General features: G+C 58.8%; 18 protein-coding genes. 9 read left to right on the top strand and 9 right to left on the bottom strand.

Annotated elements, in window-relative coordinates:
• Positions 1-7 precede the first annotated feature (7 nt).
• Complete coding sequence (locus JIN84_RS08845) at positions 8-1459, bottom strand: FecR domain-containing protein (protein ID WP_200350679.1); 1452 nt, start codon at positions 1457-1459, stop codon at positions 8-10.
• On the bottom strand, positions 1459-1995 hold the full coding sequence (locus JIN84_RS08840; protein ID WP_234043384.1) for a sigma-70 family RNA polymerase sigma factor: 537 nt from the start codon (positions 1993-1995) through the stop codon (positions 1459-1461). The genes JIN84_RS08845 and JIN84_RS08840 overlap by 1 nt, the downstream gene beginning before the upstream one ends.
• 203 nt (positions 1996-2198) lie before the next feature.
• On the opposite strand from JIN84_RS08840, the gene JIN84_RS08835 reads away from it, so the two are divergent.
• Entirely contained in the window at positions 2199-3248 is a 1050-nt protein-coding gene (locus JIN84_RS08835; RefSeq protein WP_200350677.1) for a PA0069 family radical SAM protein, read from the top strand.
• An 83-nt stretch (positions 3249-3331) separates the two neighbouring features.
• Here the strand turns inward: JIN84_RS08835 and JIN84_RS08830 are convergent, their stop codons facing one another.
• The gene (locus tag JIN84_RS08830; RefSeq protein ID WP_200350676.1) at positions 3332-8290 is read right to left on the bottom strand and encodes a hypothetical protein; all 4959 of its coding nucleotides are present in this window, start codon (positions 8288-8290) and stop codon (positions 3332-3334) included.
• A 408-nt stretch (positions 8291-8698) separates the two neighbouring features.
• Between JIN84_RS08830 and JIN84_RS08825 the strand changes: the two genes are divergently transcribed.
• From JIN84_RS08825 to JIN84_RS08795, 7 genes are all read left to right on the top strand, one after another.
• The gene (locus tag JIN84_RS08825; RefSeq protein ID WP_200350675.1) at positions 8699-9058 is read left to right on the top strand and encodes a hypothetical protein; all 360 of its coding nucleotides are present in this window, start codon (positions 8699-8701) and stop codon (positions 9056-9058) included.
• A 207-nt stretch (positions 9059-9265) separates the two neighbouring features.
• Positions 9266-9556, top strand: coding sequence for a hypothetical protein (locus JIN84_RS08820; RefSeq protein WP_200350674.1), 291 nt, complete (start codon positions 9266-9268; stop codon positions 9554-9556).
• 77 nt (positions 9557-9633) lie between these two features.
• A complete protein-coding gene (locus JIN84_RS08815) occupies positions 9634-10011 on the top strand; it encodes a GntR family transcriptional regulator (protein ID WP_200350673.1) in 378 nt (125 codons plus the stop codon).
• Between the two features lie 7 nt (positions 10012-10018).
• Positions 10019-10921, top strand: a complete 903-nt coding sequence (locus JIN84_RS08810) for an ABC transporter ATP-binding protein (RefSeq protein WP_200350672.1) — start codon at positions 10019-10021, stop codon at positions 10919-10921.
• A 4-nt stretch (positions 10922-10925) separates the two neighbouring features.
• Entirely contained in the window at positions 10926-12566 is a 1641-nt protein-coding gene (locus JIN84_RS08805; RefSeq protein WP_200350671.1) for a hypothetical protein, read from the top strand.
• Positions 12567-12580: 14 nt separating this feature from the next.
• Complete coding sequence (locus tag JIN84_RS08800) at positions 12581-13789, top strand: hypothetical protein (protein ID WP_200350670.1); 1209 nt, start codon at positions 12581-12583, stop codon at positions 13787-13789.
• Between the two features lie 350 nt (positions 13790-14139).
• Positions 14140-15354, top strand: a complete 1215-nt coding sequence (locus JIN84_RS08795; protein ID WP_200350669.1) for a hypothetical protein — start codon at positions 14140-14142, stop codon at positions 15352-15354.
• Positions 15355-15540: 186 nt separating this feature from the next.
• Here the strand turns inward: JIN84_RS08795 and JIN84_RS08790 are convergent, their stop codons facing one another.
• The 4 genes from JIN84_RS08790 to JIN84_RS22970 form a co-directional block, all read right to left on the bottom strand.
• Positions 15541-15993 carry an Imm30 family immunity protein gene (locus tag JIN84_RS08790; protein WP_200350668.1) on the bottom strand — a complete coding sequence of 151 codons (453 nt, stop codon included), beginning with the start codon at positions 15991-15993 and terminating at the stop codon, positions 15541-15543.
• Positions 15990-17060 carry an MBL fold metallo-hydrolase gene (locus JIN84_RS08785; protein ID WP_200350667.1) on the bottom strand — a complete coding sequence of 357 codons (1071 nt, stop codon included), beginning with the start codon at positions 17058-17060 and terminating at the stop codon, positions 15990-15992. Before JIN84_RS08785 ends, JIN84_RS08790 begins: the two co-directional genes overlap by 4 nt.
• A 392-nt stretch (positions 17061-17452) precedes the next feature.
• A complete protein-coding gene (locus tag JIN84_RS08780) occupies positions 17453-17647 on the bottom strand; it encodes a hypothetical protein (protein WP_200350666.1) in 195 nt (64 codons plus the stop codon).
• Between the two features lie 204 nt (positions 17648-17851).
• Entirely contained in the window at positions 17852-18007 is a 156-nt protein-coding gene (locus tag JIN84_RS22970) for a hypothetical protein (RefSeq protein WP_234043374.1), read from the bottom strand.
• A 73-nt stretch (positions 18008-18080) separates the two neighbouring features.
• On the opposite strand from JIN84_RS22970, the gene JIN84_RS08775 reads away from it, so the two are divergent.
• A complete protein-coding gene (locus JIN84_RS08775; RefSeq protein ID WP_200350665.1) occupies positions 18081-18260 on the top strand; it encodes a hypothetical protein in 180 nt (59 codons plus the stop codon).
• A gap of 193 nt (positions 18261-18453) precedes the next feature.
• Here the strand turns inward: JIN84_RS08775 and JIN84_RS08770 are convergent, their stop codons facing one another.
• Together JIN84_RS08770 and JIN84_RS08765 are read right to left on the bottom strand one after the other, a co-directional pair.
• Positions 18454-23739 (bottom strand): RHS repeat-associated core domain-containing protein, encoded by a 5286-nt coding sequence (locus tag JIN84_RS08770; RefSeq protein WP_200350664.1) that lies wholly within the window; start codon positions 23737-23739, stop codon positions 18454-18456.
• 43 nt (positions 23740-23782) lie between these two features.
• Entirely contained in the window at positions 23783-26635 is a 2853-nt protein-coding gene (locus JIN84_RS08765; RefSeq protein WP_200350663.1) for a hypothetical protein, read from the bottom strand.
• Between the last annotated feature and the right edge of the window lie 58 nt (positions 26636-26693).

Below are 26693 nucleotides of genomic sequence, written 5' to 3'. Positions count from 1 at the left end.
GAGAAAGTCAGGGTTTGGCGTACACGTCGAATTCGCCGTAGAAGGTGTGGTTGAGGGTTTCCTTGTCAGGAACCCGGGTGGGTTCGACCGCCCAGAGGAGATAGCGGTAGCGTCCCAGCGAACCGGTCTGCGAGGTGATCGAACACGCCTGTTGGGCGGGACGGTCCAACAGATTCCGGACGGCGAAGTGCTCGTCGGTGTTCACCCGCGCGATGAGCGTCCACCCGGCGGCCTCCGGCTCGTCGGTGATGGACGGGGGGCTGTCCCGGTCACTGCCGTAAAGCCGGTAGCATTGCTGGGCGCGCAGGCGGTTGACCTTGGTCATGAAATTCTCGTGCCATGAGTAAGTGTTGATCTTTTCGATCCCCACCTTGCGGCCGAGATCCAGCAGGAGGCTTCCACGGGTGTCGTCTTCGAAAAAAACCGAATCCTCGGGCTGGTCCTGGGTGGACTGTCCGCGTCCGTTGAGAAGTTTTTCCACCGGGCCGCTGCGTCCGTTGTGCTGGTGCTGGGCGCGGAGGGTGCCGCTTCCCAGCGAGATGCTGGCGAATCCCTGGCGGGCATCCGCATAGTCCGAATCCGAAGGCGGGGCGATGGATGGAAAACGGAAGTCCGGGCTTTCATCCCCCCGCTCGATGCGCACCATGACCCGCGCGCGTCCGGGTTCCAACGAGAGGGAATCCCCAAGCCGCAGAAGATGGGGCGAGCGTTCTCCCGGAAGATGGACGGCCACCTCTCCCTCGGTCACCTCCACGTGACTGTGGCCGTCCGGCGCGACCCGGGCGGCGAACCGGGTGCCGAGATCGACGATGGTGGAAGTGCGGGTACGGAGGACGAATCCCTTGGAGTCCGGGTGCTCGGCGCGGGTGCTGCAGTTGCCCAGCACCAGCAATGCCTCCTTGCCGGATTTCACTTCGAAGATGCACGGCCCCTCAAGGGTGGTCACTGCTCCGCATGAGAAATTGATTTCGGCACGGCCTCCGGAAATCTCGATGATCTGCCCGGCCTTCAGTCCGTCTCCCGTTTTCGGTTCATTGTCCGCTTTCACCCATTGACACCCGTCGAGCGCGCCGAAGCGGGCGACGGTCGGCTCATTCTTCGCAAAATTGAACCAGAGGACCGCGCCGCAAATCGCCAGGGCCGCGGCAATCGCGAGGGCAAGAGGCCGTCGATTCCGCACCGCCGCCCGGGTGGCGGTCTGTTTGGCGGCGGCCTGCCTGTCTCCCACTGCCGCCCATTCGGGAGCCCCCCCGAAGATTCCGATCGCGGCCGCCTCGCGGAGTTGATTGGCGAGAATGGCATCGTCGATCAACCAGCGCGCGGCGTGGGAACGCGCGGCGGAATCGGTCCGCAGGATTTCATTGAGCACGCGGCGTTCTTCCGTGGTGAGCCGCCGGCTGGCTGCGGCGACGAGCAGTTCCTCAAGACGGTCGAACGGTTGGCTGGATGGGTTTGGCATCACGGCAGGACCTCCCTCTGTTCATACTTCTCGATGCAAGCGGCGAGGCTCCGCCGCACACGGAGCAGGAGGACCTTGACCGCGCCCTCCGTCATAGCATTTGCGGACGCGATCTCCGCGAGCGGAAACCCCGCCACGTAGTGCCCGAACAGGATCCGGCGCTGGCGATCCGGCAGATTTCCGGTGCAATGGTCGAGCGCCTCGTGCCGCGACCCGCTGTCGATCGCCGCCTGCACGGACTCATCAGCCATGAGTTCGACCACATCCGAATCGAAGGCCACCCGCTCCCGCTGCTTGTCACGAACCGTCGCGAGCACCTCGAAGCGTGCGACGGCCAATGCCCAAGGCAGGAAATCCAGCTCCGGCCGCCACTCGGCAGCCTTGCGCCAAAGTGTCACGTTCGTTCTCTGCCACGCGTCCTTGGCATCTTCGGAAGGACCCAGCGCCGCCTTGCAATAACCACACAGTATCGCCTGGCAGTTGGTCAACTCCCGAATGAAATGATCGTTCTGAGGGTACGGCGCGTGCGGTTCCATCAGACAGGTACTCCACCAGAGGGTCCTAAAGTTACAAAAATTTCGCCCTATTTTTTCAGCCGGTCGGGGGAACGTGAAAGTGGACGGAGACGGGTTGTGAAATCGTTCGATGCGGGCCGCCTCGTTGACGCTGACACCCTCAAGTCGAATAAAATGTTCATATGAACATTGAAATCAATGCCGATCGATGTGATGTTCCGGCCATGAAACCACCCACCGGACGAGGAGCCCGGGACAATCCTCCCAATCGCTTCGAGGCCCTGCACGTCGTGCCGGACGAAGACTCGTGGGCCGGCGAAGATCCACGCCCGCTGCGCACGACGTTTCTTCGCGACGACAGCCAGTCCATTTTGAACAAGGTCGAATCCGAGGACCTGCGCTTCGAGCTCAGCGTGAATCCCTACCGGGGCTGCGAGCATGGCTGCTCCTACTGTTACGCCAGGGTCTACCACGAGTATCTGGGAATGTCCGCGGGCTTGGATTTCGAATCCAAGATCATCATCAAGAAAGACGCTCCCCGGCTGCTGGAGGCCGCGCTGGCGAAGCCTTCCTACCAGCCCGCGATGATCGCGATGAGCGGCGTGACGGATTGTTATCAACCGGTGGAGCGGAAGCTCGAAATCACCCGGGGCTGCCTGGAAGTGATGGCCCGTTTCCGCCAGCCGGTGGGGATCGTGACCAAGAACGCTCTGGTGGTCCGCGACATCGACCACCTGGCGGAACTCGCCAGATTCAACGCGGCGTGCGTGTTCATTTCCGTGACCACTCTGGATCCGGCGCTCTCGAGGATACTGGAACCGCGCGCCTCCACACCCCGGGCGAGGCTCGAAGCCATGCGGAAGCTCGCGGATGCGGGAATACCGGTGGGACCGAGCGCCGCGCCGATGATTCCGGCGGTCAACGACAGCGAACTGCCGGCCATCCTTTCCGCCTGCAAGGATGCCGGTGCCAGCTTCGCCTCCTACAGCCTCGTGCGCCTGCCCGGCGCGGTGTCACAGGTCTTCGAGTCCTGGCTCGACCGGCACTTCGCGGAAAGGAAACAGAAGGTGCTGGACCGGATCCGCGCCGCGCGCGGAGGGAAGCTGAACAGTTCGACCGGCCCGGACCGGATGCGCGGAGGCGACGAGCCATCCCGGCAGTTGAGGGAGCTTTTCGAGGTCACCTGCCGGAGACTCGGGCTGGCGACACGTGCGCCGGAGCTGAGCACCGCGTGTTTCCGGCGTCTGATGCCCGGTCAAGGAGAGCTTTTTTGAGCAGCCAGGCGGGCGCGCGGGGCCTCCTTCCTCCGTCTTGTCGGAAGCGGCGGCCACTCCGGCGGAACCGTGCTGGCGATGACTCAGTTACCTCTGTCTTTCTCGCTTGTCGGGCCGAAATAAGCAAAGCGATGGCCTCGCCCGAAATGATCCAGATCGACGAAACAGATCGACAGGTGAGATCCTTCCGCGGGAATGCCGGTTCCGGTAGATGACAATACTTCCGCGGCAGGCGTGGAATCGATGATCTGCACGGTGGGCCTGTCCGTCCTCAGCCTGCTGGCGAGATCCACTCGAACGGCGAGCTCCTGAAGCCACGCGTCCCCGTCATGACCGTAGGGCATGACACCGGAGACCGCGGAGTTGATCTCGTTGATGATTCCCTCGATTTCCGCATTCGCCATCCGCTGCTTGCGGAAAGACACATGCCGCTGGCCGACCGAACGACAGATCCGGAAGTGCAGCACCGGATCCATGAGATTGCCGGAGGCATGGGTTACCTCCGCAGGCAGCCTGTAGCGGTGGTCCAGATCCTCGATTTCCATGAGGATGCAGTAGAGCCCGTCCCGGAAGGCGCTCCATGTCTGACGCCAGAGATCCGCGAGAACCAGATCGGAGCCGCTCTTGCCGGGCAGTGTTTGTCCCGGAGAATCCAGTATTCTTTTGATGCGGAACAAGAGCAGTTCCCCCAGGCCGAAGTATGCCTCCGACAGCAGGGCGTAGGTATTCCGGTTCTGCTCCCGCTCCCGCTTGAGAATGTCGATCGTGTTTACGGCGAATCTTTTCGCAACCTCGTGGAGGATGTCCTGCAACTCATGGAGGTTGCCACGGAGGGATGCGGACGAGGCAAGCGCGCCGCCCGGCTCGAAAGCGAGTTCCAGAAGATACAGGGTCGAGTGATACACCGAACATGCCTCCATGGTGGTCATCGCCTGCTCGAAGTCCGACATGGAGTCCCGATGGTAAAGATAACCGTGGAGAACGGCTGCTTCCGCAGCGCCCAGCACACCCAGCCGGTCGTCCAAAATATTGAAACCGGCAGGATCCTCCTCCCCGGATGCGTCGAAAATCTCTACGATCTTGCGCTGCACGGCTTCGATCACCAGCACGCTCCCGCTCTTGCCGGGATCCTCGTCGCTGCCGGTATTCACCCGGAAGAGTGGGGACCCCATTCCGCGCTCGCCAGGGAGGGTGGAAGGGGTTCGCCTGATGGAGCCTCCGGCCCCGAAGCGGTCACCGAAGGTCTCGTCGGAGGCCGGGACATTCAGGATTTGGGACATGATCGCGCGGTAATGGTTGTAGCCCAGAACCGGGGCCTCCCCCAAAACGATCTCGCGGATGTGCTTTTCGTGGCCTGCGGACATTCCCCGAGGCAGCCAGTCAGCCCTTTTGCAGCCTTCTGATTTCAGCTGGCCCTGGGTGATTCCCCGCCAGAATGTGGGAATCCCCTCGTCGTCCGTCGAAATGGCGAACACCTCTTGAACGATCGTGATGAAAAAGGAAATCTCCCGGAGGAACTCTCCGACGAGACGGCTCGCATTGCCGATCAGGCGGTTGTCGCCGGGACGCCCCCTGAAGTTGGAACGGTTCCGGCTCAGGGAATTCGGGGCGATATACTGGCTTTCCAAAGCGAGACGCGAACTCTTCCAGAAACCGCGCCAGGTCGTCAGCAGGTCGAAGAGCGCCACGACGCATTCATCCGGATCTTTTCCGGCATCCGGATTTTCTCCGGCCTGGACATCCTTCAATCTGCGGATGTTGCGGCGCAACTGCCGCATGCGGAACTCCAGTTGGCGGAGCAGGACGTTTGTCGCGGAGTGCCGGTCTCCTATCTCCTGGAAGCGATGCCTGGCCGCCGTGAAAAAATACTCCAGAATCCTGTTCTCGTAAACGGGACATCCAAGGGACTCGATGATACTGCGGAGTTTGGACTCCACACGCTGGGGATCCGGCTGGGAGGGAGGGTCGTCAAGGAACGCGACGCCGTTGGTGGCGTGACAGATGTCTCCGAGATAGGCCCAGATCTGGGCCTCCGAGGATTTGAAAACGGCCGGTGTCTGCCATTCCGCCCCGGTTTGCTGGCGGAAGCGCGGTGGGTCCGTGTTCGGCTGGAGGTTGGAATATTGGCGGATGCGGTGGATGCGGTGCAGGGCCGCCAGATACCAGCGGGATGCCGAACGCAGGTCCCGCCGTCTGAGCAGGACATGGGCGATCAGCACCATCTGGTCGATCATGCCCTGTTCGTCGCCGATCCTGTCCAGATGAAACAACGCCCGGAGCAGACGCTCGTTGCCGCTGGCCCTTTCCGACATCTTCGCATAGCAGAGCGAGGCTTGGTTGTAGGAGCGGATCAGGCCGATATCCGCGGCCTTGATGCTGCTCGGGCTGACAGGCGGTGTCTTTTGAAGAAGGGCCTGCAAGTCTTCCCGATGGCGGGTGGTTATCATCTCGCCCGGCAACAGTGTCTGCAACAGATGGGTGACGTTGTCATCCATCACTCCTGACGCTGCCGCAGGCGTCCTCCCTGGGTGGGTGATCGTTTTCTTTCCCTTGGTCTTCCTCGCCGGAGATCGCGCCAGGGCCCTGCGGTCACCGGGTGCCTGGCTGTTGCAAATCGCCCCGACCTGGCGTGTGTAGCTGCCATAGAGGTGCTCGATCTCTTCATAAATGCGGACCGCATCCGAATTTTCGGAGACCTCCTCATGCAAGCGGCCCAGCGCCAGCAGGCAGTCGATCGCATGGGCGACGAGGGGCTCGGTGAAAGGAAACATCGGGTTCTTGTCGCGCCCCGCCCATAGGTGGCCCAGATCGGACCGGATCCATTCCAACGCCCGGTGGTAGGCGAGACGGGCCTCGTGGTGGGAGCCGACGAGTTCCCAGATGCGCCCCTTGCGCATCTGGGCGTGATAGGACTTCATTCCGGCCGGGGCGTTGATCGCCGCATCCAGACTCGATATCTCGTGCCGGAAGTCGGCGATGGTGTGGCGGAGCTCCATCTGCTCCGGAGCGTAGCACAGGAAGAGCACGCCGAGATCATGGTTCACGTAATGGAGAAGACGGAATTCGTCTCCGGCCAGCGCCCTTCTTTTCCAAAGCTTGCCCTCCATGATGCGGAGGATGGTCATGGCCAGCGGGCGCCCCGGGTAGATTTCCTCGCGCGTGGTCATGAAGCTGGCATGCTCGATGTCCTGGCGGTTGAAACCGGTGGAGTAGAACTTGAGGATATGATCCACGATGTGGAAGATCGCCACCCGCTGCTTGTCGATCATGCCGCTGAACTCGTTGAAGCTTTCATCCAGCGTGTCCATGATGGCCGCGTAAAAGGACATTCTCTGGATCTGATGGCTGGGGAGCGCGATGATGTTGAGCGGCGCCGGCTCCGTCTGTTTGGAACCTTGGCCGTCCTCCTTCTCCGCCGAGTCGAGTCCCTTGTGGCGGATGTAGAGCTTTGCCAGGCTGTTCGGATCCGCGGTATCGGAAGGGGCCGGTTGGACCATCGAGTAAAGCTCGCGCAGGATCTTGCGGGGGATTCCGCGGCCCTTGTAAGTGAGATATTCCATCAGGGTCCGGAGGCGGCGGCAGGTTCGCTCCGACATGGGAGGCAACGATCGGGGGGGCTTCGTTTCCTTGTAGAGAGAGTTCTCAAGCTGCTCCTCGAGATGGGTGATCGCCTTCTCCAGAATCTCCTGCCGGCCCATCAGCGCGTGGGGGTCGTTGGAGTGCCGCTTCTGGATCCGCTTGAGAAGTTGGTAAACCTCGTATTCAGCCAGATAGGGAAAGATCAGGAAGCAGGTCAGATAGGACATCGACTTCCGGCTGACACCGATCTCCCGCGCCATCAGGTGGTAGAGGTCGCGCGTTTTCACGGGGATTGAATCCGCTTCCGATCGACGGGGGGGCTCCGGGTCTTTCGTCACCGGCTTTCCCGAACGGGAGGCGGGTTCAGCAACGTCCTGGTTCGAAGACGGTGGCAGGCCGAAGAGTGACAACTGGTCTTTTCTGGAAGGATGAAGCTGCCCGATGGAAAGCACGCTGGGTACATAGACATTCGCCGCGAAGAGCGACTCCAGGACCCCCTCCCCCTTGTTCTGGTCCTCCGCCCAATTGTCGTCGGCATCTTTGCCCGCCACGAAGATCTGGTGGGATTTCGCTTCCGCTAGGAAAGATTTCAACTGCGCGACGATGGCCTGGAGCTGCACGATGCGGCTGGATTCTCCGTCCTCGCCCACCGCGTTTCCCAAGCTCCGGAACTTGTCGATCTCGTCGAAGACGAAGATGATCATGGGAATTCTGTAACGCTTGCCCTCGTTTTTGTTTGAAAAGGTCCCCTCCCGTAATTCCGCGATGCAATCGCGGAACTTGGCCTGGGAGATCGAGATCGCCTCGCTTTTGAACGAGTTTTCCTCGTGCCCCCGCTTGCTGGATGGGGATTCCTGTTGGCCGAAGACGGGATTGGCCGGGGGAATATGCTTTTGGACACGTGAGGAATTCATTCCTTTCACAATGTCCGCGAGATCCCCTTTTATCTTTTTGAACTTATCACAATTGATATCGTTCCAAGGAGCTTTGGAGTCCAACGCCTGGGTGAGGCTTTCGATGGACAGCACAAGCACTTCGTGCGGTGTGGACACGGTGGAGAGATTCACGCGGACCTGGAGGATGATGGGTTCCGGCACCAAGCCGCCCTTACATCCCGGAGCAACCAGGGGGGGGAGTTGCCCGTTGCTGATGCCGTCCTGGATCTCGCGGATGGATTCCGCCACAAGCGATGTCTTGCCGGTGCCGCGGTATCCGGTAACCATGATGGAGCCTCCGGTGGAATCCTCGAGGAAACCGCGGATCTTTTCGATCAGATGCCTCGGATGGCAGTAAAAATCATTGTATGATTTGCCTCCCGACGAGACATCGATCTTGGGCTGGTTATGATACTTGAAACGACAGGAGAGTCCTATCCAGAAAAGATTGGAATCGTTGTCGGCAGGCCAGGCGGGAAGAGCATTCCGGAGGGCGCTCTCCAACTTCATCTCGGGGAAATCGGGCATGGAGGGGGGGGATTGTCCGGTTTCTAATTTTTTCTGCTTGGAACGCAAGAAAGAAGTGGGTCTGATGTTAGTTAGATAGACATCCCCCCATTTGATATGTGGAAAAGAATATTCACGGCATTGTTCTTCCTTTTTTCGTCCTTGTCCTCCGTGCTCCTTGTGGGGGCGCTTTGGCTGGCCCTCCAGGTGGTAGGCTGTGACAATTTTCGGAAGATCGCCTTTTTTCAATCCGAGGAGGTCCTGGTCAGGGCACCGGCCAAAGTGGGAAGCGGAGGCGCCGGGGAAAACACCGCCGATGCCGGGAACGACAGCACCACGCACCCCCTCGTTGTCCCGCGGGATGCAAGACCTGAAAGGGAAAAGCTCACGGCGGTGGAGAGGCTCGGCCTCGTAGGTCCTTTCCTCACATTGGCCACCGCTTCGCTGACCATGCTGGGGTTTTGCGTGACCTGTTACACCAGCTACCTGACAGCGAACCGGGCAAAGGACGCGTCGCTGCTGACTTCCTCGGTTGCGTTGATCGGCTCGATCAGGGGACGACTTGACACCTTGCTGCGCGAGGCCGATATCGAACCGGGAAAACGCATGTTTTATCCGGAGGGAAAATCCAGGATGGAAAATCATTTCAAAAAATTCCTTCGAGAACAGCAGGCAAGCTCCGATCTGGAAAAACAAGTGCGGGATGATATAGATCGCCTTTTCGAGCTTGAGAAGAATCTTTCCGAACAACACAAGACAGCTGTCGATAACGGGGGAAAGGTGGTCTGACGGGAGGCGCCACTTCTCAAAAAGGCGGATAACCATCGGATCACGGACCTCCGGAAACAGGTATCATTTACCACATCCGGACAGTTGCGATGCTCCCGCGCACCGGGGCCGCCTTCGATTCCAGAGACAGCCTTCAAGCCGCAGGAACAAGCGGCAATTGTCGGGTCCTTCATCCATCCCATAATATACTTCAAAACCGTCAATAAGATGAGTCACCCGAGAATCTATGCGGATTTCCAAAAGGTTGATGATGGAAAGCTGGTTTTGACGGCACGAGGCAGCATCGGCGATCTCAACAGTTGTGGGGGACCAAAGGAAGGAATGCGGGTCGTGTTTTACTCCGACGACGCGAACGACCTGGGAGAACTTGACGAACTCGAGGTCGATGGAGAGCTGGAGTTTGATCCGGAACGCGGCATCTGGCTTGGAATCCATGATCCAAACGCCTTCCGCCATGCCTCCGACCGTGATCCGCGGCCGACCACCCGGGAGGGTTGAAGACCAGACGAAAGCCGATGGTGAAAAAAATACTTGCTGGTGTAACACGATATCTGTAACACCTAGTTCACCTACCGATGCTTCCCTTCTCCTTCCAACTCCGCGATGGCGACCCGGTCTCCGATCAGGTGGTGCGGGCGGCGCATCATGCGCTCGCGAGCGGCGAGCTGCGTGAAGGCGACCTTTTCCCATCCGTCCGGGCCCTGGCCCAGGAGTTGAAGATTTCGCCGACGACGGCGCACAAGGTCCTGCAGCAGTTGAAGGACCTCGGCTTTCTCGTCAGCCGCCCGGGCATCGGGATGGTGGTGCGGGCACCGCAGCTTCCCTCGCTCGAGCAACGCCTTTCCCTGATGGAGCCCGCCGCGCGCCGGTTCCTCGACGAGGCGCGCTCGCTTCATCTCACCGCCGACGATCTGGAGCCGCTGCTCCGCCGGCTCCGGGACCCCAATCGCTGAAAAATTCATGATCACCATCCGCGGCCTACACAAGCGCTTCCATGGCACCGACGCCCTCCGCGGCGTCGATCTCGACATTCCCCAGGGAAAGGTCACCGCCTTTCTCGGACCCAACGGCGCGGGAAAAACGACCACCATCAAGTGCGCGATGAACCTCATCGGCCGCGATGCGGGGGATGTCTCCGTCCTCGGCGTGGACGCGCGCTCGCTCGGGCCGAGGCAGTGGCAGAGCATCGGCTATGTGTCGGAAAACCGGATGATGCCGGGGTGGATGACAGTGCCGGAACTGCTCAATTACCTGAGGCCGATGTATAACGGATCCTGGGACCGGGATTTCGAAAAGAAGCTGCTGGCGGAGTTCGATCTCCCGCTGAAAACCGAGCTGCGGGCACTGTCGCGCGGACAACGGATGAAGGCGGCGCTCCTTTCCTCGCTGGCCTACCGTCCGCAGCTCGTCGTGCTGGACGAGCCGTTTTCCGGACTCGACCCGCTGGTGCGCGACGAGTTTCTGACCGGTCTGCTCGAACTCACCGAAACCGAAGGCTGGACGGTGTGGATCTCCTCACATGACATCGAGGAGGTGGAGCGCTTCGCCGACCGCGTGGCCATTCTGAACGACGGCAGGGTCGACATCCAGGAGGACGTGGAAACGCTTCAATCCCGGTTCCGCAGCGTGGAGCTGTGGTTCGATGACGATGCCCCCCTCCCCGGCGGACTGCCCGCCACCTGGCTCAATCCGAAAGCCGCCGGACGCACCCTGCGCTTCACCGACGCCAGCTACGATGAATCCAGTAGCGAAACACTGCTGGCTCGGATCTTCCCGGAGCACCGCCGCCATGAGGCCCGGCGGATGACGCTGCGGGAGATCTTCGTCGCCCTGGCCCGGAGCTACCGCACCCAACCCGACTGAACCCATGCCCCATTCACGTTTCACCCGCTACCTCGCTTTTGGCATCATCGCCGCGTATGCCCTGCTCCTGCTGTGGCCGGATCCTTCCGTATATGAAATCGCCTCGCATGCGTTTGGCGCGATGCCGTTCCTCATCGCGCTGTTCACCTGGAGCGCCGTGCGCGACGCGCCGCCGCTGGACGACCACGCGTTCCACCGCACGCTTCCCACCAACGACGCACGGGTCTTCGCCCGGACCCTGCTGATCCATGGGATGGTCCTTGCCGGGATCTCCCTCGCGATCGTGGCCGGCTGCCTGTTGCTGAACTTCGGCTGGCGCATGATTTCCTTCGGGCTCGCCGTGCTGACCATGCCGGCATGGACGCTGATGGCGGCATGCGGCCTCGCGACGAGCGCCGCCACGAGCTCCCACCATCGCAAGAGCTGGGCCTACCTCGCGATTTTCGTCATGCCGCTTCTGTCGGCCGCGGTGTTATACCGGTACCGGCTGCAGGTGTATGATGAAACACGGCTTGATTATGAATTCGGCAATGTGCTGACGATGGCGCTCGCCGGGGCGGTCCTCTATCCGCTGTGCTGGTGGCTCGTCGCGGTGGGACGCCGCAGGACGCTGGGGCTTTCCCTCGGCATGGTCATCGGTTCCCTGATGCCATGGATCTTCGTCAGCGAAAGATTCGACGGGGAATACGATGCCGCCCCCAGCTACCTTGATGAGGAGGTCCATACGAAAACCCCCGTGAGGATCACAAGGAAAGCGGACATGCCCGGCGAAGAGAAATGGGTCCGCGTCGACGACGTCCTGGATGTCCGGGGGCTGCGCGACGGGGAGTTCCTCCACTTGAGCGGAATCAGTTTCGCGGGGAAGAGAGCCGATGTGTATGAAATCCCGGATGATCCCGCGGTCGCCGCGGCCGGAGTCTATAGGGGGCGGTTGCTGATCGGACGTTTCGGCGGGGAAGATGCCCGGTGGGGCGCGGGACCCGTCTGGGATCATCTGCGCAAGCGGATCCCCGCCCATGAGACGTTCGAATTCTGGAACCCGCATCAGAATGTGCCCGCGCACCTCGCTTTCCTGAAACACGGCGAGCCCGGACCGGTCATCCGCGACGAACGCGGGCTTTTTTTCAGAAAACCCAGGCCCCGTGAATGGGACGGTGAGAAGTATCTGGCGGAGGGCCCCTTGAAATGGGTCTGGGCGGAGGCTTTCCACATGGAGAAGGTGGGAGAGGTCGGCGCGCGGAACGGGGGCACCTGCCGGTTGCCGGAGGGAGGCATCATCCGCTTCAGCGGGATCTTTCAGGTAGGGACCGACTATTGGATCGAATTTCAGAACTATCAGGAGGATACGGGGAACGGGGACATTTCCTGGCTGGGAATGAGACATTCGGATATCTCCGGAGGCCAGGAGCCGTGGGTGATCGCGGTGGATGAATCCGGCAAACACACATTCGCCCTGGGCCCGTGGGACTGGGAAGTCTTCTCCCCTATCCTGTTGGGGGCGATTCATGAAAAGTTGCTCCGTCTCGGGACCGCGACGACTCCCGCGGAAATCTCACGGATGGAAATGTTGAAGAAATGCCGGTTGCACGTTTTCTGGCCGAAGAGGGATGCGCGCCGTTGGCCAGTGGTCAAGCCCACGAATTGAGAAGCGTCGTTCTCATGAAAAAATCCAAAACCTATTTCATTGTGATAGTGGTGGCATGCGTTTCCGCCACGTATCTGCTGACCCGCCACCCCACCCGCCAGGACGCGGCGGCGGGTGATGCGAAGTCCGGCCCTCAAGCGGTTTTCCAAGGGGAAAACCGCACCAAGGCGGCGGATCGGAATGACCGGCCTCCCGACAAGCCGAAACGCTGGAGTGTCGGTGAGAAGCTCAAGGCCACCCTGCCTCCGGACCTGGATCCGGAACATGCGAAGAAACTCCTGGCCGCATTCATCGCCGGCAACCCGGATCTTAATGAACAGAGCCGCCATGCGATGCTGCTGATGGAGAAACTCTGTGACAACGGCTTTTCCGAGGAAGCGGAGGATCTCATTCCGGATGAGCGGGGACTGCTCAGGGATAATCTCATCCGGCACTACTTCGCGTATGCGGACCTTCCTTCCGACCAGCTCCTGAGCAAGATCGAGCGGTTCACCGAGCTCGGCGATACCTTGGATGGATTCCGCTCTTATCTCCGCCGCTTCAGTCCGGCGGACATCCCCGAGGCGGCTTCTTCCGAAAGAGTGCGGGAATTGTTGAAAAAGGTGAACCCGAATCGCTGGCAGGTGCATCTGAACCAAGCCGTCAGGAATGAATTCATGATGAAACTCGGTGAGAGTGAGAATTCGGATTTCGTGATCATCAACACCGCGGCAGATATGAACGCGAAGGGTCTGCTGGGCTCTGAGGAATATCTTGAAGTCGTGAATGCCGACAAGACCGCGAGCGCTTTCGACAAGTGGGAGAGAATGCGCCTGGTCAACATGTCCTCCCTTCAGGATAAGGATCATCAGCAACAGTTCATGAGGGACCGTGGCAACTTCATCTCAGGAATGCTCGCCGAGGATGCTCCCCAGACCTTGAGCTTGATGCTGAAGTCCCAAAGCGAATATAAAGACCGGGATCTGGCCTCGGCGATCGGCAGATGGGTGGACATCCATTCGTCGGAACCCTCGGAATGGTTCGTGGCGAACCGCGACAGGATGAGCCACCGGCAGCGGACCGTGGCCGCGGACACCTTCGTGGGCAAGGCCCTCCAGGCCGGCGAATTCGAGGGAGCGCGGCTGTGGACCAAGGAAATCCCGGATAAAGCGAGGAGAGCGGAGGCGCTGGAGATGATCGCGGCCAAAGAAGCGGGAAAACAGAAACCCCGGGCGGGAAATTGACAGTGGTTTCCACCTGAACCTCCGGCCTGAGAATCGGCCGAACACCATCCGCCCCCAAATTCACATATACTGAGTGCCAAAAGTCGTTGCCAAAACAATACACCGACGATCCGCCGGAACATTGTCCGGAGTTCAAGCTTCAGCTTGCTCTTTCACAAGACTCCATCTCTTTCACCAGCCACAATATGTTCACAGACCTCCGCCCTTTCACGAAGTTGGGATTGCCATTCGGAAGAACAGGCTGGCGCTGTCCGCTAAAGCTTGAACTCCGAACACCGCAAAGGACTGACACGATCATTTTAATTTCCGGAAATATCTTTCGGCAATCCGTATAATAGAAAAATATCAAAATGATGTCCGGACGTACGAAATTCCTGATCCTCCTCGGGAGCCTCATCGGCGCTGGCGCTGCCGCGCTCCATCTGATGCCGGTGAAGCAAATGCCACGGACACCGGATCACGGCCCCGGAAAAAACCGCGGTGTCTCAGAATCCGCCACACCGGTAACGGGGTCGAGCCCGGTGGATCTCCGCAAGAAACCGGGAGGCCTTCCCGGGGAGCGGAAAGGAGACATCCCGGACGACATCACACCGGACCGCGCGAAGACGCTGATGGAGGATTTTTTCAAGAGAACCGCCAAGCTTGAAGAACGGAAGGCCTTCGCTTCCGCGCTGATCCGGAAACTGTGCGAGGCTGGGTTTTCCGACGGAGCCTGGGAGGTGATCCCCGAGGACCGGAGCCATATCAGGAGCGCCATGCTGCGGGATTACTTCGCACACGCCAGGCTGCCGCAGCGGGACCTGTTGGCGAGGATCGGGGACATGAACTCGGAGATATCCGATGTCTTCAAGGGCTACCTGAGCCGCTTTTCGCCGGCGGACCTCGCGGAGGTGCTGACTTCTCCCGATCTTCAAAACCTGGTGGCCCGCATGGGCAGGGAGCGCGCCGCCCAGCTTCAGATCAGCCGCCATGCGGGAGAGATCCTCGGAAAACAGCTTGCGGACGATCCTGCCGCCAATGCCGCGGTGATCCGGACGGCGGAGGAACTCAAGGCCAAGGGGCTGCTCTCCGCCGCCGGCTACGTTTCCGTGGTTGTCCGGGACAGGACCCTGGATGCCTTCCAGCAATGGGAGAAGCTGAAGTCGGTCACTCCAGGAAAGGGGGAGGACAGAGAGATGATTCAGGACGAGAAAAAAGAGACCATCAGGGGGATGGTCCAGAAAAACGCGCCCCATACCATGGATCACCTCTTGAGATCCACCCAACCCGACAGGAAGCGCGACATCGGGTCCGCCGTGGATCACTGGCTTTGGGACGACCCGAAGGCAGCAACAGACTGGTATGAAAAGAACCTCTCCCGGCTGGTTCCGGCCGATCGTGATCTCATCACGGCCACCTATGCCGATGAAATCATCGACTCGGGAGATATCGAGCGGGCGCAAGCGTGGATCGAGCGGATACAGGATCCCGCGGCGAAAGAACAGGCGTCCGGCAAGCTGGCGGAGATGTTGGAAATGCGGCGCCGCCATGAGGAAGAACAGAAGCAAAAGGAAGCGGGGAAGTGAGATCCCCCGCCATATTCCCGGCATGCGCATGCCGGGTTCGCCCTTGGGTACATTTTCCGAACTCTTCCGGACAGTGGAATTCCGGCCCCGGTTCCGTGTCGAAAAAATCCCACAGGGCCAAAAATGCGTCAACACCCGAAGATAGGCACGTGACGACGGTGCGTGATCAGGCTTTCCCGCTGCGGGTCAGGAGGCGGCGGCGATGACGGCCGTGGTCTTCGGCAAAAACTCGAAACTGCGGGCGTTGATCTTCTCCATCAGGGATTTGACCGCGGCCTTTGTGCCGGCATCCGCATCGCGCAGCTGTCTCACCAGTTCCAGCCGCGTCGATTCGGTGTTGAGCATCCTCATGAAAACTATCGAAGCCCAGCGCGGAGACCCGCTGCAGAATGACGAAACATCGCGGAGGACTTCGGCCACATAGGCCGCATCTTCGAAGACCTCGATGCCATGGATGATCGAGAACATCAGCTCATCGTATGGGGCATCATCACGGAACAAGCCCATAAGGGGAACGATCGAATCCGTGGTCCGCAGGGCGACCACCTCCGCGAGCCCCCTTTCAAAGGCGCCCACATTCCCTGATTCTCCAAGGTCGATGCCTCGCAATGCTTCGATTAATTCGGAGATCGTTTTCATTTTTTGTCAAACAAGTGGGTTTTGCCTGGTTCTTCCGTCCGCGCGGAGCCTCTTCTCCTGGGGCTCGGACCTTTCAAGACCTTTCCACCTTTCAGATAAATGGAATCGTCCAGATCCATGATGTGGATGATTTCATCACCAGCCTTGTTTTTGACGACACCGATCGACTTTTTCGTGTCATCGACCAGCAGCGACGGAGGCCTGAGTCCTTTCGACAACTTTCTCGAAAAATCATCCCAGTGGACCGGGACAACAACCGAGGGTTTCAGCGTCGTGACATTCTCCTCCCAATAGGCTTTCTGCCTGTCATCCGGTTCCTGGCCGAGAAGCCCCACGCCGAGAAACACGACATCGGCCTCGAGACCTCTCGTGCTGCCAAGCTTCACCCCCGCCGTCGTTGTGACAAACAGGCTGCCTTCATCGTGCTTGATGTGAATCGCATGAACGTCCCCGCATTTGAACCTGGAGAAATGCGCCGGCATTTTGAACGGCTTTTCGATATCCCCCTCGACCATTCTCTGGGCGAGCCGGTGGGATCCCACATGCCCGGATGGAACGAATGTCACGGTGAATTTGCCGCTTTTCCCGATCGATTTCCTCGTTCCGTCCCTCGGGGTGATCCAAAGATGTTCCGGATCGTTGTTGCCACCGTTTCCCTCATGAATGTGACGGTATGAGTCGTTCCCCATGACAAGCGCCCCGGTCCGCCTCGCGACTTCCACGGCATCAAGCGCGTGATCGTGGTGGGCATGTCCGACCAATATCGCATCCAGACTCCCCGGAGCACCAAGCCCGGCCCGGTCCAGTTCTTCTTCGATCACGCAGGTATCCGGTCCGATTTTTCCAAACAACGTCCGCAAGGGACCCGGGCGGGAGAAAAACCCGTCAACCAGGAGCGTGGTTTCCCCATCCGTGACCAGGATGGTCGTGTTTCCCAGAAACGTCACTTTCACCCCCCTGTCATCCGGAGCTGCCGGCAACCTGCCCGCGGGTTCGTCCTTTAGTGGAGAATATGTCCCACAGGCATTGAGGAAAAAAGCTGCCGAAGCCGCGAAGCAACGGATCATGGAAGCACCGGAAAACGTCTTAGGTTTCATATCATCATCTGCTTTTCATTCATTCTTCCTCATACCTGTGTGGTGGAAATCCCAATGGCAGCCGGTCCGTCATCCGGGACTTTTCAATCCCGGTTCATCGAACAATGTCTGGCGAAAAACCCTGAGATCGTGAACATCCGCCGAAGCGGTGACGGTGGAATGTCCCTTGCTGTCATATATGCTGTCATATATCTCCTGGGATACCAGCCAGTGATGTGATACAACAACCCACCCCTTATCCTTATCCTTATCCGGGTCATCGTTATGACCGGATCTGTTTTCCACTCCGAACGCATCCCGGTCACAGCCGCCGTTTTCATTCTTGCCGACACCGATTCTCTTCAAAATCTCCACCTGCCCGTTCAGGGAAGCAGGGCGACGGCCCGGTCGCGTGTTTCCCGGGCGATGCGGGCACCCGTCATGAACCGGTCTTCGGCCACCTCGCGTTCCGTATCGTTTTTCGCGATCAAGCGGGCTTCGAAAAAGATCTTGAAGAGGTGCTTGAGCGTGTCCTCGTATGCATCGTTGAATATCGCTTCCTGTGCCATGCGGTACATTTCAAGGATTTCCCTCCGGTCGTCGAGAACGAATCCCGCCTGAACGAAGAAACATCTAACATCATGCGTCTCCCTCATCCTCCCTCATCCTCCCTCATCCTCCCTCATCCTCCCTCATCCTCCCTCATCCTCCCTCATCCTCCCTCATCCTCCCTCATCCTCCCTCATCCTCCCTCATCCTCCGTCATCCTCCGTCATCCTCCGTCATCCTCCGGGATGCGCCGGATGACGTATCCCGCTCGATTCTTCCTGTTGCCTCGGCCGCTTGAATCCGTGGTCCTTGAACTTGCACTCTGAAAACGGCGTGACGAGGGCTTCCGGCAGCAGTTCGAGATTCCCGACAGCCCGACTGAAGGACATGCGGTCCTTGTTTTCACGACTCCCACGAGGAGGAACGTTCCGGACAGGAACGTCCCTCAAACACCGCCGTCACATGGCTGCGATCATTGGCAAACTAGATGAAAACGGAAGCTTTCAGCCAGTTCAGGCACAGGCTCCTGAGAAGAAAGAGGCTCAGGAGCAGAACCAAATAGGAGTAGACACAACTGAACATGAATTTAGGCACCGTCCTTCCACCTTTGAACGTCACCACGGCACAAACGAAAACACATGACCAGCCCAACAGAATGAAAATCCATCCCTTATCGACCGGAGAACCCGAAATCGCCATTACATTGGGATGAAACCTAATAATTTGGTCCCCAATTGCTCTTACTCCGTCGGACATCACCCAGTTCGCCGCCAAAGTGGCGAAAGCAAGTATCCAGGAAGCAACCAGTGGTAGGATTCGGCCGTTCATTTCTGCATTATGGACATTTGACCGGATATCTGCCTTGTTCCGTACCTTTTTGATTCCCCATAGTCGCCGGAAGATCTGAAACGTAGCGAACCACGATTGTCACCCACTTGCAACAGCAGGTTTTATTCATACAAATCGTCTTCGCATGTTTTTCCGATGCGGCGACCACCTTTTTGATAAGGCCGGACAGATCATACTCACTGATCTTTTCTCCTCCTCTCGGGATGGGGGGAAGATCGGGAACGGTATCCGGCCTCGCGGGATCATTGTCCCCTCCCGATTGTCCACATGAAATGACCACACTTGCCGAACAGTCGGAATCGACGATATTTCCACTCTGCGGGACCTCTCCATTGTGTCCGACGTAAACGATGATCATGCACTTCGACGAATGCACCTTTCCGTCGCTGTCAAACCAGCGGCCTGTCGCGGGGGCCAGGCCAAGCACATCGGCCTTGTTGATCACGTCATTGTCACAATACGCGGTGAGGTTCAGGCCGCCGTCCTCCTGAATCGGATCACGGCTGGCCCACCTTCCACGATCCGGATCATAAGCGCGATAGACGGAAAGTGACAGGCCGCTTTCATGCTGCCAATGGCCGGTATACCCCAGGCCCCAGTCTTCAGTCCCTTGCACCCTTGACCGCCTGCCCCACGGCGCATAATCATAGCTGGCGGTGGCAACGCCTGTCGTCCCGTCGACCACGGCACGCGTGCTGCCCAGGTGGTCCTTGACAATATAGCGTTTGCCCGCGGCCTGTCCCGACGAATTGACGATCTGGATTCCTCCCGTCCAGAAGCGGTGCTTGACCCCGTTCGCAAGCCGCTCTTCGAACATCTGGGTTCCGTTCCAGACCCAGCGGCGTTGCGATACCCCGTTCTTCGCCTCACTGGTGCGGCGGCGGGCACCGTCGTAGGTAAACGTCCAATTGTCCTGTGCGGTCGACACGCCGGTCATCCTTTGGGACACATCCCAGGTGTAGCTGTACCTGCCATCCGTGAGGTTGTTGCCTTCCGCGTCATACGTCGGCACCACATCCACCGCGCTTCCATTGCTGACGCGCCAGGTTTCGGATCTGATGTTCCCGGCCTGGTCCTTCGCTTGTACGGCCACGTCCTGGGTGCCCGGTCCGGTTTCCACCAACGCTTCGAAAGAGCCGTCCGCTCCGATCGTCGCCGCCTTCCCGGCAAACGTGACCTGGGCCGGCTCGTTGACCTTTCCGCGGAACCAGGTGCTACCTCCTGATTTCAACGAGACCAGTTGGTTGAGGTTGTTGTAGGCCGCCGTATTCACCTGATTGTTTTCCTGCGCCGCGATACGATTGCCGGAGGCGTCGTAACGGTAACGCCAGACTTTCTGAAGGATTGGCGGCGTGCCGACCAGCGGCTGTTCGGTAATGGCGGCAACCTGTCTCCGCGCGTCATAACCGATGTTCCATTGTCTCGGAGAGATACCGGGCTGGGTTTGCTGCCAGGTGGTGATCTGATCCGCTGAGTTATAGCCATACTGATAGCTGGCCAGCACTCCGCCACCGGCGATGGTGGCCGCGTGGTGGGTAATGGAGCCGAGAAGGCCCCCTTGCGCGACAGGGAGCCGCTGATACACGGTCTTCATTCCTGACAAAGGGTAGCTGAATTCGCTGACCTTTCCGGTTTCACCGTCGTAAACATTGGCAAAGGTTCCGAGAGGATTGGTGATCGTGGCGATCCTGCCAAGATTATCATATGTGTAGCTCTCCTCCGCGCCATCATAGGTGAACGACGTCTTCCGTCCGTATGAATCATATTGATAGGTGAAGGTATCGTGGTCCAGCGGACCATCCGACGAGACGATGCGATCATGAGGATCGTAGGAGTAGGTGTTGATGGCGGTGCCATCCTCCCATTTGATTCTCAAGCCGACCGCGTCGTAGGTGTATTTCTGAATGGGACGACCTGACACGGATTCGATGACGATCCGCCCCTTCGCGTCATAACCATAGGTTGTTTCCCGGTTCTGGGAGTCCCTTGACCAGGTCATCTGCCCTGTTTGCGCGTCATAACCGTAAGTGAGTTTTTTTCCATCCGGGTAAAATTTCGCGGTAACCCTGTTCGCGGCATCATAGCTCCATGAAACTCCCTCCCCACGTCCGAAATTGAGAACGGTCATATTGTCCTCCTGATCGTAATGTCTCGTGATCGATTCCCCCCCGGGTTTGATTTCATTTACGAGCCGCTTGAGCGCGTCGTAGGTGTATTGGGTGACCGAACCATCACGCGCGCGCTGGCTCGTGAGTGTGCAGCATGAATAATTGCTCTGCGTGTAGGTGGTGTCCGGATAAATGGTTTTCACCAGGCGGTTGAGAAGATCATACTCGTAATTCAACAGGTGGCCCTCCTCGTCCATTTCGGAAACGACCCTGCCCACGCCGTCATAGCCACACGTAGCCTTCACCTTCGCAACCGTCTGCCCGGGCGCGGTGTTCTTCACCTGATACAATCGACCGTTTGTGTCGTAGATCCTTTCTGTCAAACCGACCAAAGGGTGGGTCTCCGTCAAAAGCTGGCCTTTGGAATTCCGCGTGAAAGCGGTGGTCACTCCGAAAGAATTGGTTTGAGACTGCACATCACGGCTGGAGTTGTAGGTGATCTGTGAAAGCGTGATGACGACGCCCCCGACAGTGCGCGTCTCCGATGTCGGATCGATTCCATTCGCGGCATAGGTGGTGGTGTAGATGATTTTATTCAAATCGCCGTCCTCACCTTCCTGACGGATGGTGACATTACCCATGGTATTGTAGGTGTACTTCGTGACCTGGCCATCGGCCCCCGTGACGGAAGCGGCGCGGCCCGAGGAATCGTGGCCGTCGGAAACGGACTGTCCGCCGCCCGGATACCTGGTTTTTTTGATTTGCCCCCTGCCGCCCGCCAGTGCGAATTCATACAGCTTGTGTGGCTCGCCGCTGTCCGGCTTCTGCCCCATCTTGAAATGGCGTTTGCTTCGGTGCCAGCCTTTCTTCGAAGCCCCGTCGAAGTAATACTCCTCTTTTTGCGCCATCGGATCCGTCACGGTGATCCGGTAATTCTCCCACATCTTTCCGCCATGAGGTGGATAAGCATAATCCGCATACTGAAGCCCCATGTTGTTGATGCCATCCGCGGGTTCCGTGTCGAAGAGGTACGTTCCGGTGGGCAGGTTCAGGGCGTTGATGAAAAGCTCGTTGGTCCGCTCCACGTATTCCAACGTATGGCCGAAATCGGGGTAGAGCGGATCCCGCTCCCTCACCCTGGCCGCGGTGGTGTAGCCGTAGCCGTAGGCCACTCCTCCCTGATCCGTCTGACCGGTGAGGCGGTTGTTGGAATCATAGGTGAAGGTCGCCTCGCGCGAGAAGGGATCGGTTATCCGGCGAACCTTGCCCGCCGCGTTGTAATACAGATTCCAGGTGCCACCGGCGGAATGAGTGATGGCAGTTACCGCGCCCTGGCCGTTGTGCGCGATATTGACGGCGGTGCCGTATTTGTCCACGATGGAGGTCAACAGGCTGGCGGCGCTGGCTCCCGCCATCGTTTTCGACACGGAGAAGGTATGCTTTGTTCCGTTTCCATCCTCCACCACGAACGTGAAATTCCCTGTTTTGGTCAGCTTGCTCTGGGCGTTCCTGGCTTCCGGGGTGAAAGTTAGATCAGCGTTCCGGGTGTAGCGTTCGTTGTAACCGTTCCCATACATGATCAAGACCGCGCCGGAAGGATCCTGCATCGCGTAGGCCGAATAGGCGAAGGTCCATTTGTCTCCGAAGGGACGTATCGTAGCAAGGGAGTCCAGGCTATTATAAGTCAGGCTCATGTTGACGGAGGGCCCGTAGGGAGCGTCCCACCACATCGGGGTGTCGTTGATGGTCAGATTCATGTTCACCGGATTGACACTCCAGCTTGGCATCCCCCTGCTGCACGGGCCGCATCCCCCGGCATTCTCACCTATGCCGCAGACAAGGTCATCCGGCATTTTCGGATAGCCGCAGCAGCCGCCAACAACCGTCCGCTTGCTTTCGGCGCTCGCCAGGAGGATGCCCTCGACATCGGGCACCTCCGCGAACAGCGTCGCATAGCCTGACCACTGGCGTTTGAAATAAGTCTCGTCCGCATCGGTCACACCGCCCGTCCGGGAGTCATAGATTCTCATCTTCCCGTTTTCAGCGTGGGAAAGAACCGCGACGAAATGCAGTTGTTCCCCCAAGCCGTAGTGGGCGATGAATGGAACGGGCAGGTCCGCCGCATGTGGCGCGGTGGTGATGATGGTCCTCGCCGTCAACCCCTGCTCTTTCGCAAGGTCTTCGATCTCCTGCAGGCTGAAACCTTCCGGCCGGGTGTTCTCCATCGCGCGCAACCGTGCGGCGGCCTCCGGCTTCTCCAGGAGCGAACAAATTTCCGCGAGAGATTTCTGCGCGCAATCCCGCATTGATGTCGAGTTATCCTTCATCAGGCTGAGGCGGGTGATCCAGTAGGATGCGTAGGTCCCATGTGACGAGGTGTCGGAGGTCGCGCGCAATGAGGTGAATTTCAGGGTTGCCTCCTGAAGACTCCCGCTCTCCATCGCCAGCGCTCCGAGACGGAGGGTGGACTTGGCATGCATCGAGTGCCCTTTCGGACTTCGCCCTTCCGAAGCCTCGAACCAAACCTTCGCCTCGTCAAAGCGGCCGTTGTATTGCGCGTAACAACCCAGATGCAACTCCGCCTCCGCCGCCCACGCGCTTTCCGGAAACGCCTTCAGGTGCTCGTTGAACAGTTCGCACGCCTTTTCGTAATTGTGGAGATTCCAGTCCTGGATGGCCTTCCCGAAGGAGAGATTGTCCTGTTCCTGCTTGGAACGCAGTGCCAGATCCTCGATTTGCGAAGGCTCCGCCGACCTGGTGGGGATGAGCTCCTCACCGAGTTGTCCGGCCATTCTCAGGTCTTTTTCGGACGGGATCCGGGAAAGATCCAACAACAGCAAGCTGGTGTGATCGGTGGGCCGGGCGTTGGCCGTCCACTCCAGTTCCTCCTTTTCGGACGCCTTCACCGCGGCGGGAGCCGGGATGACTCCGTTCACATTTGGCACAGGCTGGAAGTTGTCCGCCTTGGAGGCTTCAGTATCCGGAGCGGCCGATGGAGAGACCGCTTCCTTTTTCCCTCCGGATGGATTATGATCCGCTGTTTGTCCGGAATCGCCATCTTCCGCCCTCCTGAGTAAGAATCCGCCTACCACAGCGGCAATCAAAATAAGTGCGATCGCCTTTCTTCCCAGTGATCCTCCGGCGTTCTTTTTATGAGTCGTCATTTCTGTATTCTTGAATTTTGAAAATGGTTTCGAAGCACTTGCCTCATTGCTTCACCGCGTTCAGCGGTTCCTCAATCGTGATGAGCGGAGCGGTGGTGTCGGCGGGGTTCGAAGTGATCGGGTCGGTGAACATCGCATTCAACGGGTAGGCATCCAGAGCGTCATCGCGTCCGTCTCCATCGCTGTCGGTCTTGAGGGGATTCGTGCCGAGCAGTGCTTCCTGGGCATTCGTCAGGCCATCCAGATCGGTATCGGTCGCCGTCGCACTCACACCTTGTTGGATCGCCTGGAGGTCGCTGAGTCCGTCACCGTTCGTGTCGGCGGCAAGGGGGTTGGTCCCGTGCACGGATATTTCATCGTAGTCGGAAATGCCGTCGGCATCCGAGTCCCGCAGAGCCGGATTTGTCTGGTACGTCTGCTCATGCGCGTTCGACAATCCATCTCCATCAAAATCTTCGAGACCGTCGGGAATCCCGTCATCGTCCGAGTCGGAAACATTGGGATCCGTTCCCACCAGATATTCAATCAGATTGACCAGCGCGTCGGGCTCGAGGTCGGTTCCGCTGTCGGAATCGTCATCCTTGTCCAAGCCATGTCTGATCTCCCAACCATCCGGCATTCCATCGCCATCCGTATCTTCCGCGAAATGTGGATTGGTTCCGTTGTCATACTCCTGTTGATTCGTGTAGCCATCATTGTCAGGATCGCCCAACCCTCCTTCACCTCCATCTTCGGAATTGGGATTGAGTCCATTGAGAATTTCCCAATTATCCGGAAGACTGTCATAATCGGTATATTCGGTCGTCGGATTTGTTCCGTACCGGTATTCCTGAATATTGGTGAGGCCGTCTCCTTCAATATCGATCGCAGCATCCGCTGTCTCCCAGTCCGTGGACCGGTTGTAGAGGCGGTGGTTTGTTTCGGAATGCCAACCCCACGCTCCCCAGAGAACCTCCCACGCGTCCGGCATTCCGTCTCCGTCCCGATCCCTGTTCGCATCCAGAACTCCTCCTGTCACGCGATTGTTGGGATCGGATCCAAGCAGGTATTCGTATTGGTTTTCAATACCATCCAGGTCCCTGTCACCGCGTCGGCCTTCACCGCCGGTCGCGGAATTCGGATCCATTTGATGGGTCAACTCCCAGCTATCTGGCAAAAAGTCGCCATCCGTGTCATAATCGGCGGGATTCGTATCATTCTGATATTCCTGCAGATTGGTCAGTCCGTCCTGATCGAAATCCAAGGCCGCGTCATTGACCTGCCAGTCGACAGTCCGGATGAAAACATAGTGCTGGAGATTCGAATCATACTCTTCTTTGACATACAGTGCCTCCCAACGGTCCGGCATCCCGTCCGAATCGCCGTCCCTCGTGAAGTCCGCCACGTTGCCGGCCGGGGATCGGGGATTGGTGCCCAGCAGGTATTCCACCTGGTTGATCACACCGTCACCATCGAAATCTCCGGATCCGCCATCCTCTCCGCTTTGACCATAGTATGAATTGGGATCAAGTCCATTCGCGATCTCCCAACCGTCCGGCAGTGCGTCGCCATCCGAATCGTAATCGGTGGGATCCGTGTGGGCCGCGTATTCCGCCAGATTCGTGGCGCCATCATTGTCGAAATCCACCGCCGCGTCATTGACCTGCCAGTTGAGGGTGCGGACAAAAACATTGTGCCCGAGAACCGCATCATAATGGGCTTCGGCGAACGTGGCTTCCCAATGATCCGGCATTCCATCTGAATCGCTGTCCTTCGTGTGGTCCGGGACCCCCCCGGTCAATGGAGAGTTCGGATCGAAGTTCAGGATGTATTCGGCCTTGTTGACCACCCCATCCCCTTCGAAATCACCATAACCGCCATCCTCTCCTTCCTCCCCGTAGGAAGAATTCGGATTAAGGCCGTTCAAGACCTCCCAACCATCCGGAAGGTCGTCACTGTCGGAATCAAAAAGGGCCGGATGGGTGCCGGCCGCATATTCGGCGAGATTGGCCAGGCCATCGTTATCGAAATCCAGGGTCGAATCGTCGATATTCCAATCGAGGGTCTTGGTAAACTTATAGGTGCCCAAGCCCGAATCATAGGAGAACTTCCCATAGGACACCTCCCACCGGTCGGGCATGCCGTCTGAATCACTATCGCGGCTGACATCGGGAACGCCGCCGGTTGACGGACTTTGGGGATCCGAGCCCAATTGATACTCTTGATAGTTCCAGATCCCGTCCTCATCAGCGTCGCCATTGCCATCCCAGGATCCCACGATCAAGCCATGGAGCAACTCCCAGGCATCCGGCATGCCGTCGCCGTCGATGTCCGCGAGGTGGTCATTCGGCGGACTGTGATCCAGGTATTCCTGATAGTTGCTCAGTCCGTCGCCATCATGGTCCGCAAGCGGATCGATCCCCACCTGCCAATTGAAATAATATCTCTGCCACCACTCCGGCAGTGTGTTGACAGGTGCGGTGAGGTCGAAATTGAAGACCGTTTTCAATTGGCCGATGTTGGCGAGCTGGTTGTCGCCGGGACCTGCGGCGGCAGGCAGCCAGGCCGGAGGAACGTCCAGGTAGCGGACTTCGACCAATCTTTCATAGATCGGTTTCGCGACCGCCTTCAACTGGCCGGTGAGCATCACAGCCTGATCGCCGGAGCTGGGATGTGCCGCGACCCAGCCGCCGACCATCCCGTTGAGCTCCGGCCCCGCGCCACCGGGCAAGCGCCCGTTCATCTCCGCAACCGCCTTGGTCACGAAGTGTTTGAGCTGGCCTTGCAGGACCGGCGCGTTGTCGTTGATGGTGCTGCCATTGATCGCCCCGCGCGCCGCCCACCACGCGGGTGGGGCGGCCGTCGATGAAGAGCATAGCGTCAGCAGGAACGCGAGGGGAGAAAGGTTGCGGAACATTGGTTTTGAAACGTTTCAGATGGTCACATTGGCGGACTCACGGGTGCGGTCGTGCGGT

It is taken from the genome of Luteolibacter yonseiensis (genome assembly GCF_016595465.1).
In the GTDB taxonomy this organism is placed as follows: Bacteria; Verrucomicrobiota; Verrucomicrobiia; order Verrucomicrobiales; family Akkermansiaceae; genus Luteolibacter; species Luteolibacter yonseiensis.
This window is presented reverse-complemented; position numbering and strand designations above follow the sequence as displayed.

Excerpts from the sequence above, each read along its gene's own strand:
- JIN84_RS08785 (WP_200350667.1), bottom strand. The coding sequence starts at position 17,060 with ATGATCCGTTGCTTCGCGGCTTCGGCAGCTTTTTTCCTCAATGCCTGT.
- JIN84_RS08835 (WP_200350677.1), top strand. The coding sequence starts at position 2,199 with ATGAAACCACCCACCGGACGAGGAGCCCGGGACAATCCTCCCAATCGC.
- JIN84_RS08805 (WP_200350671.1), top strand. The coding sequence starts at position 10,926 with ATGCCCCATTCACGTTTCACCCGCTACCTCGCTTTTGGCATCATCGCC.
- JIN84_RS08795 (WP_200350669.1), top strand. The coding sequence starts at position 14,140 with ATGATGTCCGGACGTACGAAATTCCTGATCCTCCTCGGGAGCCTCATC.
- JIN84_RS08820 (WP_200350674.1), top strand. The coding sequence starts at position 9,266 with ATGAGTCACCCGAGAATCTATGCGGATTTCCAAAAGGTTGATGATGGA.
- JIN84_RS08765 (WP_200350663.1), bottom strand. The coding sequence starts at position 26,635 with ATGTTCCGCAACCTTTCTCCCCTCGCGTTCCTGCTGACGCTATGCTCT.
- JIN84_RS22970 (WP_234043374.1), bottom strand. The coding sequence starts at position 18,007 with ATGTCCTTCAGTCGGGCTGTCGGGAATCTCGAACTGCTGCCGGAAGCC.
- JIN84_RS08810 (WP_200350672.1), top strand. The coding sequence starts at position 10,019 with ATGATCACCATCCGCGGCCTACACAAGCGCTTCCATGGCACCGACGCC.
- JIN84_RS08775 (WP_200350665.1), top strand. The coding sequence starts at position 18,081 with ATGGCTGCGATCATTGGCAAACTAGATGAAAACGGAAGCTTTCAGCCA.
- JIN84_RS08830 (WP_200350676.1), bottom strand. The coding sequence starts at position 8,290 with ATGCCCGATTTCCCCGAGATGAAGTTGGAGAGCGCCCTCCGGAATGCT.
- JIN84_RS08790 (WP_200350668.1), bottom strand. The coding sequence starts at position 15,993 with ATGAAAACGATCTCCGAATTAATCGAAGCATTGCGAGGCATCGACCTT.
- JIN84_RS08800 (WP_200350670.1), top strand. The coding sequence starts at position 12,581 with ATGAAAAAATCCAAAACCTATTTCATTGTGATAGTGGTGGCATGCGTT.
- JIN84_RS08780 (WP_200350666.1), bottom strand. The coding sequence starts at position 17,647 with ATGTACCGCATGGCACAGGAAGCGATATTCAACGATGCATACGAGGAC.
- JIN84_RS08815 (WP_200350673.1), top strand. The coding sequence starts at position 9,634 with ATGCTTCCCTTCTCCTTCCAACTCCGCGATGGCGACCCGGTCTCCGAT.
- JIN84_RS08840 (WP_234043384.1), bottom strand. The coding sequence starts at position 1,995 with ATGGAACCGCACGCGCCGTACCCTCAGAACGATCATTTCATTCGGGAG.
- JIN84_RS08770 (WP_200350664.1), bottom strand. The coding sequence starts at position 23,739 with ATGACGACTCATAAAAAGAACGCCGGAGGATCACTGGGAAGAAAGGCG.
- JIN84_RS08845 (WP_200350679.1), bottom strand. The coding sequence starts at position 1,459 with ATGCCAAACCCATCCAGCCAACCGTTCGACCGTCTTGAGGAACTGCTC.